13 protein-coding genes are annotated in these 16,479 nt (G+C 45.7%); 8 read left to right on the top strand and 5 right to left on the bottom strand.

The features are described from left to right. Positions 1-12 precede the first annotated feature (12 nt). Together ACXMYH_RS12415 and ACXMYH_RS12410 are read left to right on the top strand one after the other, a co-directional pair. The gene (locus ACXMYH_RS12415) at positions 13-798 is read left to right on the top strand and encodes an electron transfer flavoprotein subunit beta/FixA family protein (protein WP_117470189.1); all 786 of its coding nucleotides are present in this window, start codon (positions 13-15) and stop codon (positions 796-798) included. Positions 799-828: 30 nt separating this feature from the next. Further along, positions 829-1,878 carry an electron transfer flavoprotein subunit alpha/FixB family protein gene (locus ACXMYH_RS12410; protein ID WP_118530434.1) on the top strand — a complete coding sequence of 350 codons (1,050 nt, stop codon included), beginning with the start codon at positions 829-831 and terminating at the stop codon, positions 1,876-1,878. A 278-nt stretch (positions 1,879-2,156) separates the two neighbouring features. Here the strand turns inward: ACXMYH_RS12410 and ACXMYH_RS12405 are convergent, their stop codons facing one another. Then, complete coding sequence (locus ACXMYH_RS12405) at positions 2,157-3,782, bottom strand: IS1182 family transposase (protein WP_486554761.1); 1,626 nt, start codon at positions 3,780-3,782, stop codon at positions 2,157-2,159. A gap of 543 nt (positions 3,783-4,325) precedes the next feature. Between ACXMYH_RS12405 and ACXMYH_RS12400 the strand changes: the two genes are divergently transcribed. After that, positions 4,326-4,721, top strand: coding sequence for a hypothetical protein (locus tag ACXMYH_RS12400; protein WP_486555001.1), 396 nt, complete (start codon positions 4,326-4,328; stop codon positions 4,719-4,721). Positions 4,722-5,346: 625 nt separating this feature from the next. Beyond that, positions 5,347-6,264 carry an AEC family transporter gene (locus tag ACXMYH_RS12395; protein ID WP_486555000.1) on the top strand — a complete coding sequence of 306 codons (918 nt, stop codon included), beginning with the start codon at positions 5,347-5,349 and terminating at the stop codon, positions 6,262-6,264. A gap of 98 nt (positions 6,265-6,362) precedes the next feature. On the opposite strand, the gene ACXMYH_RS12390 is transcribed toward ACXMYH_RS12395, so the two are convergent. Next, entirely contained in the window at positions 6,363-7,427 is a 1,065-nt protein-coding gene (locus tag ACXMYH_RS12390) for a LysR family transcriptional regulator (RefSeq protein ID WP_486554999.1), read from the bottom strand. Positions 7,428-7,868: 441 nt separating this feature from the next. On the opposite strand from ACXMYH_RS12390, the gene ACXMYH_RS12385 reads away from it, so the two are divergent. Continuing rightward, complete coding sequence (locus tag ACXMYH_RS12385; protein ID WP_405581131.1) at positions 7,869-9,179, top strand: Na+/H+ antiporter NhaC family protein; 1,311 nt, start codon at positions 7,869-7,871, stop codon at positions 9,177-9,179. 98 nt (positions 9,180-9,277) lie between these two features. Continuing rightward, a complete protein-coding gene (locus tag ACXMYH_RS12380) occupies positions 9,278-9,541 on the top strand; it encodes a hypothetical protein (protein ID WP_021905464.1) in 264 nt (87 codons plus the stop codon). 92 nt (positions 9,542-9,633) lie between these two features. Here the strand turns inward: ACXMYH_RS12380 and ACXMYH_RS12375 are convergent, their stop codons facing one another. Together ACXMYH_RS12375 and ACXMYH_RS12370 are read right to left on the bottom strand one after the other, a co-directional pair. Beyond that, positions 9,634-10,101 (bottom strand): hypothetical protein, encoded by a 468-nt coding sequence (locus tag ACXMYH_RS12375; protein WP_486554998.1) that lies wholly within the window; start codon positions 10,099-10,101, stop codon positions 9,634-9,636. A 500-nt stretch (positions 10,102-10,601) separates the two neighbouring features. Then, the gene (locus ACXMYH_RS12370) at positions 10,602-11,300 is read right to left on the bottom strand and encodes a GntR family transcriptional regulator (RefSeq protein ID WP_486554997.1); all 699 of its coding nucleotides are present in this window, start codon (positions 11,298-11,300) and stop codon (positions 10,602-10,604) included. Positions 11,301-11,759: 459 nt separating this feature from the next. Here ACXMYH_RS12370 and ACXMYH_RS12365 point away from each other — a divergent pair, with 459 nt between their 5' ends. Both ACXMYH_RS12365 and ggt read left to right on the top strand, forming a co-directional pair. Next, positions 11,760-13,130 (top strand): sodium:solute symporter family protein, encoded by a 1,371-nt coding sequence (locus ACXMYH_RS12365; protein WP_118530452.1) that lies wholly within the window; start codon positions 11,760-11,762, stop codon positions 13,128-13,130. An 18-nt stretch (positions 13,131-13,148) separates the two neighbouring features. Continuing rightward, positions 13,149-14,873 (top strand): gamma-glutamyltransferase, encoded by a 1,725-nt coding sequence (ggt, locus tag ACXMYH_RS12360; RefSeq protein WP_486554996.1) that lies wholly within the window; start codon positions 13,149-13,151, stop codon positions 14,871-14,873. A 190-nt stretch (positions 14,874-15,063) separates the two neighbouring features. On the opposite strand, the gene ACXMYH_RS12355 is transcribed toward ggt, so the two are convergent. Then, complete coding sequence (locus ACXMYH_RS12355; RefSeq protein ID WP_182426766.1) at positions 15,064-16,287, bottom strand: argininosuccinate synthase; 1,224 nt, start codon at positions 16,285-16,287, stop codon at positions 15,064-15,066. Between the last annotated feature and the right edge of the window lie 192 nt (positions 16,288-16,479).

Below are 16,479 nucleotides of genomic sequence, written 5' to 3'. Positions count from 1 at the left end.
GAGTGAAATACAGTGAAAATCGTTGTTTGTGTAAAACAGGTGCCGGATACTAAGGGCGGCGTAAAGTTCAAACCGGATGGAACACTTGACAGAGCAGCTATGCTCACAATCATGAACCCGGATGATAAAGCTGGTCTGGAGGCAGCTCTTCGCTTAAAAGATCAGTATGGTGCAGAAGTTACAGTAGTTACAATGGGTCTTCCGAAGGCTGAGGAAGTTCTTCGTGAGGCTATGGCTATGGGCGCTGATAACGGTATCCTTGTTACAGACCGTGTTCTCGGCGGTGCTGATACATGGGCTACATCCCAGACAATCGCTGGTGCTTTAAGAAACCTTGACTATGACCTCATCATCACAGGCCGTCAGGCTATCGATGGTGATACAGCTCAGGTAGGTCCGCAGATCTCTGAGCACCTTGGTCTTCCGGTAATCAGCTATGCTGAGGGCATCGAGATCGATGGCGATTCCGTAATCGTTAAGCGTCAGTTCGATGATAGATACATGATGTTAAAGGCTAAAATGCCGTGCTTAATTACAGCACTTTCTGAATTAAATGAGCCGCGTTACATGACTCCGGGCGGAATCTTCGATGCATACAAGAAAGAGATCACCGTTTGGGGCAGAAAAGATCTGAAAGATGTCCTTGATTCCAACCTTGGTCTTAAGGGATCCCCGACTCAGATCGCTAAGGCTTCCGACAAAGTAAGAAAGGGTGCAGGCGTTAAGGAGACAAACCTTGATCCGTCCGCAGCTGCAAATTACATTGTTGAGAAACTTACTGAGAAACATGTACTTTAATTCAAAAAAAGAAAAGTGTGGTGAAAAGTGATGAATTTAGCAGAATATAAGGGTGTATATGTCTTTGCACAGCAGGTAGACAATCAGATCAGCAGCATCGCTCTGGAGCTGATCGGTAAAGGTAAAGACCTGGCAAAAGATTTAGGAACAACTGTAACAGCAGTTTTAGTTGGTTCCAACGTAAAAGGTCTTGCAGACGAACTCGGTGAGTACGGTGCAGACAAAGTTATCGTTGTTGACGATCCGGAATTAAAAGATTACAGAACTGAGCCGTATACTCATGCGATCACATCTGTTATCAACGAGTTCAAGCCGGACATCTTCTTAATCGGTGCTACAGCAATCGGTCGTGACCTTGGCCCGCGTGTTTGCGCACGTATCCATACAGGTCTTACAGCAGACTGCACACAGCTCGATATCGGAGATTTCCCGCTCGTAGCTATGCCGGGTAAAGAGCAGAAACATGGTCAGCTCCTTATGACCCGTCCGGCATTCGGCGGCAACACGATCGCTACAATCGCTTGCCCGGAATTCCGTCCGCAGATGGCTACAGTACGTCCAGGCGTTATGCAGAAGCTTGATCGTGAGGCTGGCAGAAAAGCTGAAATTGTCGAATTCAACCCGGGCTTCACTCCGGACAACAAGTACGTTGAGATTCTCGAGATCGTTAAGGCAGTATCCGACGTAGCTGATATCATGGATGCAAAGATCCTTGTTTCCGGTGGCCGTGGAGTTGGCAGCGCAGAGAACTTCAAACTGCTTGATGACCTCGCTGAGGCTATTGGCGGTACAGTAAGCTGCTCTCGTGCAGTTGTAGATTCCGGCTGGAAGCCGAAAGATCTTCAGGTAGGACAGACTGGTAAGACTGTTCGTCCGCACGTATACTTCGCAATCGGTATTTCCGGTGCTATCCAGCACGTAGCTGGTATGGAAGAGTCTGACATCATCATTGCGATCAACAAAGATGAGTCCGCTCCGATCTTCGATGTAGCTGACTACGGTATCGTAGGCGACTTAAACAAGATCGTTCCGATGCTGACAGAGAAGATCAAAGAAGCAAAGGCTGCAGCAGCTAAATAATTTACGTGAATTGTATATACCAGGGTGAAAAGTTTTGAACTTGGCACCTGGAACGAATAAAAGTAGGCAGAGCGATTCTGCCGGCAGTGTCCAAACAGGTGATAAAAGGGGCTGTCGCATTAGCAAATATTTTTTGCTGGGCGGCAGCCCTGCTTTATGCCCAAATGGCATCGAAATCGGTCACGTTTTCGATGCCATTCTTTATAAACGCAGTTCATTCCCAGGCATCCCTTTCGGCATGCCTTATTTCAGGCTGTTTTGTTTTCAACTATCAAAATCTATGCCCTTTTTAATGGAAAAAGATAACTTCCCGTTCTTCCGGTCTGAATCTTGCAATGAAGCTTATTGATATTTCGTCCCATCGCCAGAAGGATGCTCTCTGCCAGTGCATTTGCCTTTCCACGATACAGATATCTTCGAAAATTCATGTCCTCTTTTACGTCAGCAAAAGAACCTTCTGCCTGAATACTGCGATTCATACGGAGCATCGTTCCATACTCACTTGTGATCCGTTCCAGATCTTCTGCGCGTTTCTGGCTCATTGTTTTTGAAACCATCAGCACTTTATTGCGCTTTTCCATAGGTGTTTTGCAGTTGTTTCCCTTGATACATTCCGTTTTATAAGGACAACCAGTGCAGTCTGGGCTTCTGTAATAAGTTTTTACACTGACATATCCGCTAGTTGTTTTACTTCTGCGTTCATTTGTGACAGTTAGTTCCCTTCCGTTGAGGCAGATGTAGCTGTCTCTGTCTGCATGGTACTCCATGTTTTCCCTTCTACTGATGTCTTTTTTGTATTTTCGGGTCTTCGAAATCTCATAGTTCTGCGGCTTTATATAGGCGGTCTGTCCGTTTTCCTCAATGAAAAGATAGTTCTCTTCACTTTCGTACCCGGCATCTGCAACGACTTCTGAATACTTAAATCCCAGGTGATTCTCCATGTCTTTCAAAAACGGGATCAGGGTACGTGTATCGGTAGGGTGCGGGCTGATATCGATCCATGTGATGTATTCGGAATCCACTCCATGCTGAATGTTATAAGCAGGCTTTAACTGTCCATTCAGCATCGCGTCCTCTTTCATTCTCATGAAGGTTGCGTCAGGGTCTGTTTTGGAATAGCTGTTTCTATCCCCAAGCGTATACAGCTTTTTTGTATATTCCTTTAGTTTCTCCAGATATTGATCCAGCTGTTCCAGAGATTTCTGTAATTGTGTTTTTCTACGCCCGATTCCATGTACAAACACAATTCCCTCCTGCACTTTTATGCGGCACAACTGCTTCTTTAACCGTTTTAATGTGTGGATGGATATCCGGTCATGGTATACGGTCCTGATTCCATAGAGTTCTTCGCATTCAGCCACAAAAGAAGATAGTTTTGTGTATAACCGGGCCTGATTTTTCGTAATAGCCCGTTTCCATACAAAGGTATATTTATTGGCTGCAGACTCGATCTTGGTGCCATCAATAAAAATGGTCTTTCCTGAGATCTCACCAAGAAGATAGAGCAGATCTGACATTTGGGCAAGCAGTACCTTTGCACAAGCCGAAAAATGCAGGGAGATAAAACGCGCGATCGTTGCATGGTCAGGAGCCGGCATTCCTTCCAGGAGGTACATAAAGTTGATATCCCGTTTGCATGCCTTTTGGATATCCCTGCTTGAGTAGATTCGATTCATTGCTGCATAGATGACGAGTTTCAGCATCTGACGCGGCGTTGCCTGATTTTTTCTGATCCTGCTGTAAGTTTTATACAGTTCAGAAAGGTCCATTTCCTCCACAAAGGCACTTACCAGACGAACCGGATCATCAGATGGAATAGAAATCTCTAAATCCAGCGGAAGTTTGATTTGATAATACAGAGAAAAAGAGGTATAATCTCTCTGTATTATTTTGTTTAGTCGCATAAACTGATTATACCACGAACGCCGGGCTTTTCGAAGCTCGGCGTTTTGTGTTGGAAATATGAAATGAGCTGCCGCACGTTAGTGCGACAGCCCCTTTTTGCGTTAGTGCGCCCGGCGGCGCACGTTTCTTAAGGGTTAAAGTCCCGAATCCGCCCGGTAGTGGGAAGGATATAGCCGAAGGCAAGGGTGTCCATCGAGAGGTGGAATATGAAGGAAGCCGGATGTGGGAACAGACTAACCACGGGCAAATCTCTGGTCTGACGAACAGAAATCTCATATAAGGTTATACATGAGGGTAAGACTGCTAAGCAAGCCGAAGCCCAATAACTACACGGAATCATGTATGATAAATGAGGCAGATAGATGGAGAGGAAGAAATGTGTGGTACCCGGGGAGGTCTGTGCGATATGCTCTGAAAGGAGTAACCATTGCGCAAAGCAATGCTGAACGCACAGAAGTCAGCAGAGGTCATAGTAGCCGAGAGGCGAAGGACCGAATCAGTAGGAGTCTTGAGTATGACCGAGAAAGGAGGAATGACCGTCTATGGCAGAAAACATTGAAAACAATGGCTGTTCGCAAAGAGATAGTGCGGAACACGAAGGGTATGCAAAAGCGTCAAGGTCATTCAATCGGATATGGAAAGAAAGAGGCAGTGCACAGCCAAGACTTTTGGAAGCGATACTGTATAAAGACAACTTTAACAGAGCGTATAAGAGAGTCAAGGCAAACAAGGGAGCGCCAGGGATTGATGGCATGACCATTGAGGAGGCTCTTCCATATCTAAAGGAAAATCAACAAGAGATAACCGACCGCATTTATCGTGGAAAGTATATTCCGTCTCCAGTAAGACGAGTTGAGATTCCCAAACCAGATGGTGGTGTGCGAAAGCTTGACATACCAACAGTGGATTTACACAGAAAGAAGTGGATCAGATCCTGACAGATGCAAAGAGGAAAGATCAGCTTGCAACGGTAAAAGTCTGGTATGATGGTCACCATTTCGGTGAATTTGATATCTATTGTCCGTGGGACGTTATGAACTATGTGTAAAGGCTGCAGACGGACCCAAGCGCAAGACCGGCGAGTTATTGGAAAAATACCAGCGATAACGCGATCATCCACTCTTTTATCGATATGAAGAGCGATACGATTACTAGGAAGATTTTTATCATGCTTTTCTGGCGGGAATCTTTACCGGAGCCGGATATATGGTGGAGTCAAATAGGGAACATGGTGAAGAGCGGAGTGATGTGGTGGTAAAAGATCTCCGGCATGGGGCGGTGTTTTGGAATCGCTTTTTATAAGAGGCGCTGTATGGTAAAGAAAAAATAGAGTCCTGGAAGTTCCCCGGTCGTTGGCTGTAATAAAGACTGACGATGGGGGACCTTTTTGAAATTCGAATAAAAAACAGATAAATAGCTGTGTACTTCACTGAATAAAACAGTTATACAAAGAAATATGACCGTGCTATGATAGCTTTAAGAAACATGCAGGGGCAGTGAGAAGACTTCTATAAAGTTGCTGCAAAAATTTATTTACATCAGAAAGAGGCGGGAGGCATATACATGAATTTACTCGATCTATTCAGTCTTCAGGGAACCTTGTTTGCATTGATGATTGTCGGAGCAATTTTAAAGAAAAAGGAGATCATCGATGCCAATGGAAAGAAATGTCTGACGGATTTATGCATCAACGTGGTGATCCCATGTAATATCTTTAAGTCGTGCCTGATTGAATTCAACATGGAAATATTCCGGTCCTGTGCGCTGCTTTTACTGGCGGCGGTGATCATGCAGGCGGTCTGTCTGACTTTAAATAAGTTTATCTTTAACCAGTATGTGCCGCGGAGAAGGAAAGTCCTCCAGTACTGCACGATCGTTCCAATGAGTGGATTTCTCGGAAATCCGATCGCAGAGGCGATCTATAATGAGATCGGAGTTTTGTATACTTCAATTTTCCTGATCCCTATGCGGATCATCATGTGGTCGGTGGGGACAACTTATTTTGTGGCGGATGAGAAGGTGGATAAGAAGAAAGTCGCGAAGAACGTGCTGACACATCCATGTCTGGTCGCAATTTATCTGGGCTTGATCTGCATGGTGACTCAGGTGAAGCTTCCGGCTGTCATCACGGCGACAGTGAAGTATCTTGGGAATTGTAACAGCGCCCTCACGATGCTGATCGTGGGAACGATTTTGGCGGATGTAAAAATTACAACGATCTTTAATAAAGATACAGCCATGTTTTCTGTATTCCGTCTGATCATTCTCCCGGCAGCAGCACTGGTCGTTGGACTTGGACTTGGACTTGATGCCACATCACTGGGAATCAGCGTTCTGATGACCGGCATGCCTGCCGGAGCTACGGCGGCGATTTTTGCGGCAAGATATGACAGTGACGCCTTGTTTGCAACGAGATGTGTGGTTATGACGACGCTAATGTCCATGCTGACCCTGCCAGTCTGGTGTTATCTGGCAGGGTGAGAGGCCCCGGGCAGGTTGATCGTGTTCAGTTGGGAGAAGCGATAGAAATTTTTATTCATTTGAAAAACGGCACACCGCATGCGATAGAGAACGGAAAGCTAGGTGGTTGTGCCGGTTCTTGTGAGTGCAGCGTTCGCGGCATCCATAAAGTTCCGGATCGCCTTCCACTGGTAAGGCTGTTCCAGAGAACCGAAGCGGATCTTATATTTTGCGGATCGTCCGAGATGGATGATCCGCATTTTTTTGCGCTGCTCAGGGGAGAGGGAGCTCATGGCAAGGTTCAGTGGGGAGATGCAGGCGCCTTTTCCGGCGGCGCAGAGCTCCAGAAGCATTCCCATATTGTCGGACTGGGTCTTTACGATCGGTTTGAAGTTGCCCATGGTGATGAAGTGTCTTCCGAGCTGACCGGCGATGTCTGTGGCGTAGTTTAGAAGGAATGGGCAGTGTTCGAAGATCGAGAAGTCTTCCGGGCTTCTTAACATTAACGGTTCCGGCTGTGGATCTGTCAGTGCAGGGAGATCCTGGACAGAAAAGGAGAGAGTGCCAGCGGTGCCATGAGTGAAATCAGAGCCGGAGCAGCAGATAGTCTTTGGAAGATGTAAAAATAGGGCATCTGCTGGGGCGGCATCGGAAATGACCTCATGAAACAGAGAATCAGCAAGCAGAAGGACGACCTCCTCCTCATAGAAATCGCTCAGAGTGATCCCTGGCAGAAAATCCGGGAACTTCGCGATGGCGAGATCGATCTTATGTTCCATCAGGTCTTTTTGTAGTCCAGTGTTCGCATTTTCGATGACCTGGATCTCCATATGCGGGTAGCGGCGCTGGTATTCCGTGATGATCGCGGGCATGATGGCGTGGCAGCGGGTAAAGGAGATGCCGATCCGCAGGATGCCCTGCTCATTTTTAGTCAGGTCGGCAAATTCGTGCTGCATTGCCCGGTATTTTTTCTGGAAGTCTGCGGCGTACTGCCAAAAGATCTCTCCGGCGTAGGTGAGTTCCAGGGGAACATGGCGGACGAAGAGCTTGCAGTCCAGCTCCTGTTCCAGATTGGCGATGTGGGTGCTCAGGGTCTGCTGGGTGATATGGAGAGCATCGGCGGCTTTTGTGAAGCTGCGCTTCTCGGCGGTCATGAGAAAGTAGTCCATGGAAAGAAAGTTCATATAAAACCTCCTGAATATAAAAAAGAAAGGTAACTGTTCAGTAGGTCTGCGCACTTGCTGCGCTGACCGTAAGAAAACCTAGGCTAAAAGGCAAAAATCCATCGGCGTAGCCGATTTGGAATGGATTTTTGCATGTAACTGTGAAGGTACTGAACAGTTACAAAGAAAGTTTAATTGTAAGTGTCGTGCAGAGTCTCGGATCAGCTGTGCTGATCATAAAGGATACGGGACAGCCAGAATGAACTGGGAAAATCGTGGAAAAGAATGAAATCTGTAACTTATATACAGTTTTTTAGCTGTATTATATATCGGAAAATACAGTTAGACAAGTGGAAAATCCAGGCGTATACTATAATCATAAAGGTGGATCAGGATATCTGAACAGGGAACGGCTGGCTGAGGGAATGGTTCACGAAAGAAAACAGGGAAGAGGTAAAAATTATGAAGGTACAAACCAGTGAGACGGCTGTTCTGGTCGTGTTCGCGGTGACGCTGATCGGGTGTATCCTTGCGGGAATCCCGATTCTGGCAGCGTTGGCACTTGGATATTTGATCTTTTTCGCGTACACTTTGAGCCGCGGTTATACGGTCAGAGATATTCTCGGGATGTCCTGGAAGGGAATCAAGACGGCGAAAAATATTTTAATTACGTTTTTACTCATCGGGATGCTGACGGCGCTCTGGCGGGCGGCGGGAACGATCCCGGCGATCGTCTCCTACTGTGCAGGGCTTATGAATCCGTCGGTAATGATTTTGATGGCATTCCTTTTAAACTGTCTGGTGTCCGTCCTTACAGGAACAGCATTCGGAACGGCGGCAACCATGGGCGTGATCTGCATGACCATGGCGAAGGCGATGGGGTGCAATGAGATCCTGACGGGAGGCGCGATCCTCTCCGGCGTGTTCTTCGGGGACCGGTGTTCGCCGGTATCCACCAGCGCGCTGCTGGTCTCGGAGCTGACCCACACAAATATTTTTGACAATATCCGTCTGATGGTGAGGACGGCCATCGTGCCGCTAATTTTGACCTGTGCCTTTTACGGTGTCTGCGGAATCGCATTTCCGGCGGCGGAAGCCGGAAATTTGTCGCTGACGGAGAGCTTTTCTGGCGTATTCCATCTGGGACTGATCCCAATTCTTCCGGCGGTGGTGATTATGGTATTATCACTTTTCCGCGTACAGGTGCGGATGGCGATGCTGGCAAGTATCATGACGGCACTCGGCGTGTGCCTTTTCTGGCAGCACACGGACCTGTTCCTGATCGTTGGAATTCTGGTCAACGGTTATAAATCTCCGGATCCATCAATCTCGTCCATGATCGACGGCGGCGGAATCATGTCCATGGTGCGGGTGGCACTGATCATCACGATTTCGTCCTCCTATTCGGGTATCTTTGAGGGAACCGGACTTTTAAATGGTTTAAAATCGAAGATGGGCTCGGTGAGCAGAAAAATCACCGTATTTGGTACGATCCTTATGACGTCCATGGTGGCGGGGATGGTGGCCTGCAACCAGACACTGGCAACGATGCTGGTGGACCAGGTCTGCAAGGATCTGGAGCCGGATCAGCAGAGATTTGCGATAGATATGGAAAACTCGGTAATCGTTACGGCTCCGCTCATTCCGTGGTCCATCGCGGGTGCGGTTCCGCTGGCGTCTGTGTCGGCGCCGCTTGTGTCGATAGGGGCGGCGGTGTTCCTGTATCTGCTTCCAATCTGGCATCTTATTGTGAGAGCCAGAAAGGCTGTTTGATAAATTTTAACTTTTCCAGTTTTGGATGAAAAGGGCAGGGCTGGACAACAGAAATAAAAAGGATAAAAAATGTGGATGATCGTCCGGGGAGATAGATTATGAAAACGGCAGAAAAATTAACAGATGAAGCAAATAAGAAAATATGTTCAGGGGAGATACTGCAGAATCTGAAACCAGCGGCAGGGAAAGAATTTTCTGACCTGCCGTGGGAAGAGAGCGAGGATATGAAAGAGATCTGCGATAACTTCCGTATCATTGAAAGGCAGCGGGACCTGTACCGGGAGCGCTGCACCAGACTTCAGAAAGAAAATGAGAATCTTAAGCGATTGCTTGATAAGATCCAGATCGTGGTGTGTCAATAGTCTAACTGCTGACTACCTTCAGCCTTTTAGCCGCGGCACCGCCGGTCCTTTTTTGGGACCTGGCGGTGCCGCATTTCACACCCGTGTGTATATTATTTAGCCTTTGTCACGGAAAGAATGGTTCCATCAAAAGCGTCTACTTCATTGACCGTTCCGGTGTAAGTTACAGTAACTTTATCGCCGTCCTTGACTTCGGAGAGACCTTCCGGTTTTTTATCGGCTTCGAAGGTGAACGCGTAATCCTTTCCATCAGCACTTACCGTGAACATGAAATCTTTTATGTCACTGATGGTACCAGTCATTGTAGACTCTTTTGATTCGTCGCTTTTTTCACTGCTGTTTTCGGAAGCTTTGGAATCAGCCTCTTTCTTGCCTTCTGATTTTTCAGCGGCAGTTGTCTCCTTTTCAGCAGCAGTTGTATTCTCCTTCACAGCAGCCGCTGTTGTCTCAGCCGTTGTAGAAGCAGCGGTCGTTGCAGCAGTTGTGCCCTGGGAAGAGCATGCGGTTGCTAATGCGAGAACGCCTGCTAAAGCAGCAGTCAATAATAAGTTCTTTTTCATAATCAAAGCTTCCTTCCTGTACTTGAAATTGTAGTTGCAAGGAAAGAGAATTTGGAAACAGATGTTTCAGATCTCTTTCTTACGTCTACTATTGAACCATAAAGTTGTGTCTAAAGTGTCAATAAAACATGAAATTTAAAGGACAAATCTGAAAGGTTTTCTTCAAGCAAGAAAGAAAAACGTAAGAGGTTTAAGAAAAATGTTTCGTCAAAGATACTTTGAGTAAGATGAATGTTGGATATGAAAAATTAGAGAGGTTTGTGTGAGCCGATAGAGCTTTATTCGAAGAAAACACATTCGAAACAGAGGCACCGCAAGGAAAATTTACATAACCATGGCAAAGATATCAGATAGAAAGATTTGAAAGGATTTGTATTTGGATTTTGAAAATTGCAGTCGTTAGGGAGATTGTGTAATGGTCACGGTATCTGCACTCCACCAAGGGGAGCGGAAATACCGTGACTTTTTGAAATTCGCATAATATGGTCGGTGAATAACAGTTACCGCTCCGGCGCGGTTTTCCAGATTCTACCCAGTGTGCGAGTATAGGAATTGGAGAGATGGTGCTGCATTGCCAGAGCTGCTTTTTCAGGCTGATTTTTGAAGATTGCTTCACCGATAGCCAAATGTTCTTTATATACGAGCTTTCCATCAATGGAATTGTTGTAGACAGATTTGACTTCAAAACGCAGATAATGATCCAGGATCAGACTGGTCTGTCGGGAAAACCATCCATTATGGGAAGCATCCGCAACAAGACGATGAAACTGATGATCAATCCGGTAAAGAAGACGACTGTCAAGCGAGGAGAGATTCTGCTTTAATTCGGACAGGCAATCCATGATTGCCAGCTTTTCCTTGTCGGTACCTCGCTCGGCAGCAAGTTTTGCGTTGTGAGATTCCAGAAAAATTCGTGCCTCCAGAATATCTCCGGCATCCTGTTCTGTTACGGGGACAACTTTTACTCCCTTTCCGCGTGCGAAACTGACATAACCTTCCTTTTGAAGCTCAAGAAGAGCCTCACGGACAGGTGTTCTGCTGATACCGAGTTCGGTGCAGATCGCCTCCTGAGAATAGATCGCATCAACGCGGAAACGGTTGTAGAGAATTGCATTTTTGATCAGATCATATGCCTGATTTTTATATGTCTCAGTATGTATTTTTCGAGTCCCAAGAAGACTCTGCTGATTGTCATCCATAAAAACCTCCATTTGAATTTGGTATAGGAACGAAAATGTAATATAAATCAGTTCATTGTCGATGGTGATGTTAGTCGAAACAGGAAACCATGAAATGAAACAAAATGTTTTGGAAAAGCATTACAAAAAGTTCTGTATTTTAATCGAGACAGTAATTTTTTTCAAAAATATCGTATATTTCTTTTAGTATATAAGGAATTTGGCTGAAAATCAACCGCTTTGCCGTGAACTCTTGACAATTACCTATAAAGTTTGTATGATGAGAGCAAGAGATATGTAATGTGTAATATATTTCTGACAAGGAGGCAGAACAGTTTAACACGATCATATCAGTACGGTGTAACATAAAGAAAGCAAAATGTCTGCGTGGCAGTCAACAGATCTTCGGCAGAAAATCAGGGAGCACCAGATAAGAGTTTGAAAAGCGGAAGATCAGCAATTTTAGCAGGAGGGATATGTATGTTAGTAGCGGTATGGATCATTACATTCTGTCTTATCATCGGCATAGGTATTTATGCAGGAACCAAAATTAAGTCTGCAAACCAGTGGTCCGGCGGGGATAAAACAATGGGCGCATTATCACTGGGGTGTGTATTTGCAGCATGGCAGATCGGAGGCATGGCAGTTGTAGGAGCAGCCCAGAATGGATATAATCTGGGAATATCAGGTGCATGGTATTCGATTGCAGGTTCTTTTTATTTCATCGCGCTTGCGGTATTTGCAAAGATCATTCGCGAAAGGATGCCAGGAGAATCGGTTCCGGTCTATCTTCAGACAAAATATGATGTAAGAACGACAAGACTTTATTCATATGCGTGGATCGTGTACGGATTTTTGTATATTCCGATCCAGCTGAAGACTGTATCCAGTATCATTCAGATCGTGCTTCCTGGATTGAATCTTATGGTGGCAATGTTTATTGGTGTCACGATTGCAGTTATTTATACAAGCTTTTCCGGTATGAAAGGTGCATCTGCTGTCGGTCGTGTTGTATGTATTGGTATCTATGTTCTCTTGATCTGTTTTGTATTTACAACACTTCCGAAATTTGGAGGATTCAGTGGTCTTTTAGGCGAGCTTCCTGAGAAGTATGATTCCATGGGAAATATGCCGACACAGCGTATTGTTGCATGGATCGTAGGTGGCTGCATCAGTACGGCGGTTATGCAGGCTGTTCTTCAGCCGCTTCTTTCTGCAAAGAGCCCGGAGGCAGCAAGAGTTGGCTCTATCCTTGGTTATGTAATTGCCGCTCCGATTTGTTTCTTTACTGCAATCTGTGGTATGCTTTCCAAGGCAAGTGGTGCCGATCTCGGTGATGGATCCACTGCATTCGCATATGCTATCAAAACCTTCAGCAGTCCAGTATTTGCAGGTATTATTTTTGCATTTGCAACTATGATCATTGCAGCGACAATGGCAACTATGATGTTGGCAACGGGAACCATTATTACAAACGTATATAAAACAGAAATCAATCCGGACGTCGATGATGCGAAAGTTCTGAAGCTTTCAAAAACGATTACGTTTGTATTCGCATATCTGACATTGATCCCGGCATTTCTGATTCCAAGCAAGTCCTTAACAAACCTGTTCCTGACATTACAGCACGTTGCGGCAGCACCGGTGAGCTTCTCGATCCTGGCAGGATTACTTTGGAAAAAGACAACAAAACAAGGTGCATTCTGGAGCATGCTGACAGGAATGATCACAGGTGTGGCATGGATGCTTCTGGGACTTACTGATATTGTTGAAGCAGTATATCCGGTTGTAGTTGTTACTTACGGTGTAGGAATTATTGTTTCGCTCATGACTTATAAGGAAAAAAATTAATTAAGAAAGTGTGAGAATATGGCACAGAATATGAAAAAACAGATTTATATGTGGCCATCCTACTGGGGGAAACCGGTAGCGCATGGAAGCATGGGAGCGGTCAGCTGTAATAATATATATGCAACGAGAGCAGGACTTGAAATTTTAAATAAAGGCGGAAACGCGTTTGATGCGGCAGTAGCGGTGTCACTGACGTTATCTGTGGTAGAACCCCATCATTCTGGTATTGGCGGCGGATGCTTTTCCTTACTGTACGATGCGAAAACTGGGAAAACAGAAGGAATTGACGGAAGAGGGATCGCACCGGCAAAGGCAACAGCTGATCTCTTTATAAAAGATGGTGAAGTGCAGGATGAGTGGAAAGATCTTGGTGGTCAGTCAGTGGCGCTTCCCGGACTTTTAAAGACCATGGATATCGTATTGAAGAAATATGGAACTATGACTTTAAAAGATGTGGCAGCTCCGGCAATTCGTTGTGCTCGTAATGGATTTGGAACAAGCTATACAGGTGCTCTGACGATGTATGACAATTCGGTTGAGCGTAAAATGCGCCTTTCAGAAGCATTTCGAAAACTGTATCTGAAGGAAGATGGGAGTTTCTATCGATTCGGTGAGATCCAGAAGAACCAGGAGATTGCTGATCTTCTGGAGAATATTGCGGAACAGGGAGTTGATTATTTCTATAAAGGAAAAGTTGCAAAACAGATTGTAGATCTGATTAATGATCGTGGTGGTTGTTTTGATGTTTCTGACATGGAGAGTTATGAACCAAAATTCCGCGAACCAGTGAAAACAACATATCGGGGATATGAGGTTGCCGCATTTGCACCGCCGAGCGGAGGCTGTGCACTGGTTGAAATGCTGAACATTTTGGAAAACTATGATGTTCGTTCCATGGGACATAATACAGCAGCCAGTATCCATGCATTGACAGAGTCTATGAAACTGGGATTTGCTGACAGAAGTGTAGCACTTGGTGATCCGGATTTTGTGAATGTCGATGTAGAACGTTTGACAAGCAAGAAATTTGCTCATGAGCGTTTTACATTGGCGGGAGAAAAGGCGGGAGAGTTTGCATCGGCCGATGGAATCGAAGCAAAACAGTATCCTGGAAATACATCCCATTTCGTGGTAATGGATAAAGACGGAAATGCTTTTTCGCAGACACAGACGATTCGAGACTGGTTTGGATGTGGAATTGTTGTCGATGGCCTTGGATTTGTACTGAATAACGCAATGTCCGATTTCTCGGCGGCAGTAGGAGCAATGACAAGTCAGGGACTTGCATATGGAAGTGCCAATGCGATTCAGGGTGGAAAAACGCCGCTTTCCAGTATGTCTCCGAGTATGGTATTTAAAGATGGAAAACCATTCCTTGCAATCGGGGCAGCAGGTGGACCGAGAATTATTACGGGAACTCTTCAGGGAATCGTGAATGCAATTGATTTCGACATGACTCCGGAGCAGCTGGTGAATGCTCCATATATCAATTGCCTTACGAGGGCCCAGGGACTTGAAGTGGAGTATGGAATTTCCGGAGATACAAGAAAAATACTGGAAGAGATGGGGCATAAGATTGTTCCTGTTCCGGTAGATCAGGCGATGAGTACGATGCTAAACAGCATAATGTGCATTGATGGTGAATTCTATGCGGCAGGTACGAAACGAGTAGATGGCTGTGGCGGTGCGCTTTTACCTGGAGGCCATATTGTACTGGAGGGAGTAAGCCAGGAAGAATTATAAAAAAGATGCGAAGTAATTGACAGAACGCACAGATAGGAGCGGCATGTATCGCGCATCCATAGAAAGAAGACCGGGAGCAGGAAAAATGTTCCCGGTCTTTTTGTAGAAACTTCTGGTAAACAGATATTAACAGCCCCGGCGGGAAATCCCTGCCGGGGCTGTCTGCCTAAGTTCTTATGAGAGAACTGGATTAGTTCTGGTTCTGATTTTTCTCGATCTCTGCCTTCTTCATCGCGCGAACCTTTGTGGAAAGGCCATAGAGGTTGATGAAGCCGGAAGCGTCGTGGTGGTCGTAGAGATCGCCGGTTGTGAAGGACGCGATGCTCTCGTTGTATAAGGAGTACGGGGAGGTTGTACCCTGTTTGATGATGTTGCCCTTGTAGAGTTTCATCTTGCACTCACCGGTTACATATTCCTGTGTGGACTCAACGAATGCCTGTAATGCCTCGCGTAACGGGCTGAACCATTTTGCAGAGTAAACAGCATCAGCGAATTCGTTGTCGATGTTCTTCTTGAATTTTAAGGTCTCCTTGTCCAGGATCAGCTCCTCTAACTGCTTGTGAGCTTCGAGAAGGATGGTTCCGCCAGGAGTCTCATAGACACCACGGGACTTCATGCCGACCATACGGTTCTCAACGATATCTGTGATACCGATACCGTTCTTGCCGCCGAGCTCGTTTAACTTTGTGAGGATCTCGGAGAATTTCATCTTCTCGCCGTTTAATGCGACCGGAACACCTTTTTCGAATGTGATGGAGATCTCTGTATCTTTATCAGGAGCTTTTTCCGGTGTTACGCCGAGTACGAGCATGTGGTCGTAGTTCGGAGCCAGAGACGGATCCTCGAGCTCAAGACCTTCATGGCTGATGTGCCAGATATTGCGGTCACGGCTGTAGCTGTCATTTTTCTTGAACGGAAGCTCGATGTTGTGTTTTGCACAGTATTCCAGCTCATCTTCACGGGATTTGATATCCCAGATTCTCCACGGAGCGATGATCTTCATATCCGGAGCAAGGGCTTTGATACCGAGCTCGAAACGAACCTGGTCGTTTCCTTTACCGGTAGCACCGTGGCAGATCGCAACAGCGCCTTCTTTTTTTGCAATATCAACGAGGATCTTTGCGATCAGCGGGCGGGCCATTGCAGTACCGAGAAGGTATTTGTTCTCGTATGTCGCATTTGCCTTTACGCACGGAGCGATATAATTGTCGCAGAATTCATCAACAACGTGTTCGATATATAATTTGGAAGCGCCGCAGTATTTTGCTCTTTCTTCCAGACCGTCAAGCTCGTTTCCCTGTCCAACGTCGATGCAGACGCAGATAACGTCGTAGTTGTAAGTTTCCTTTAACCACGGGATCAGTACGGTGGTATCAAGACCGCCGGAATATGCTAAAACAACTTTCTCTTTCATAATCAAGTCCTCCGATTTATTTCAGACGTTTTATTTTCGTTGTGCTTCATAAATATACAACTGAATATACGGTATGTCAAGCATAAAATGTATTTTTATAAAGAAATTTTGCATATTATGCATATCAAGTGTATAAATGCAGGCGACAGAGAAGCAGGATGACGAGGTTTGACGATATGAAATATAAAATGT

The organism is Pilosibacter sp. NGB245, from assembly GCF_057397225.1.
Note: the sequence above shows the minus strand (reverse complement) of the source record. Positions and strands in the feature narration are given on the sequence as shown.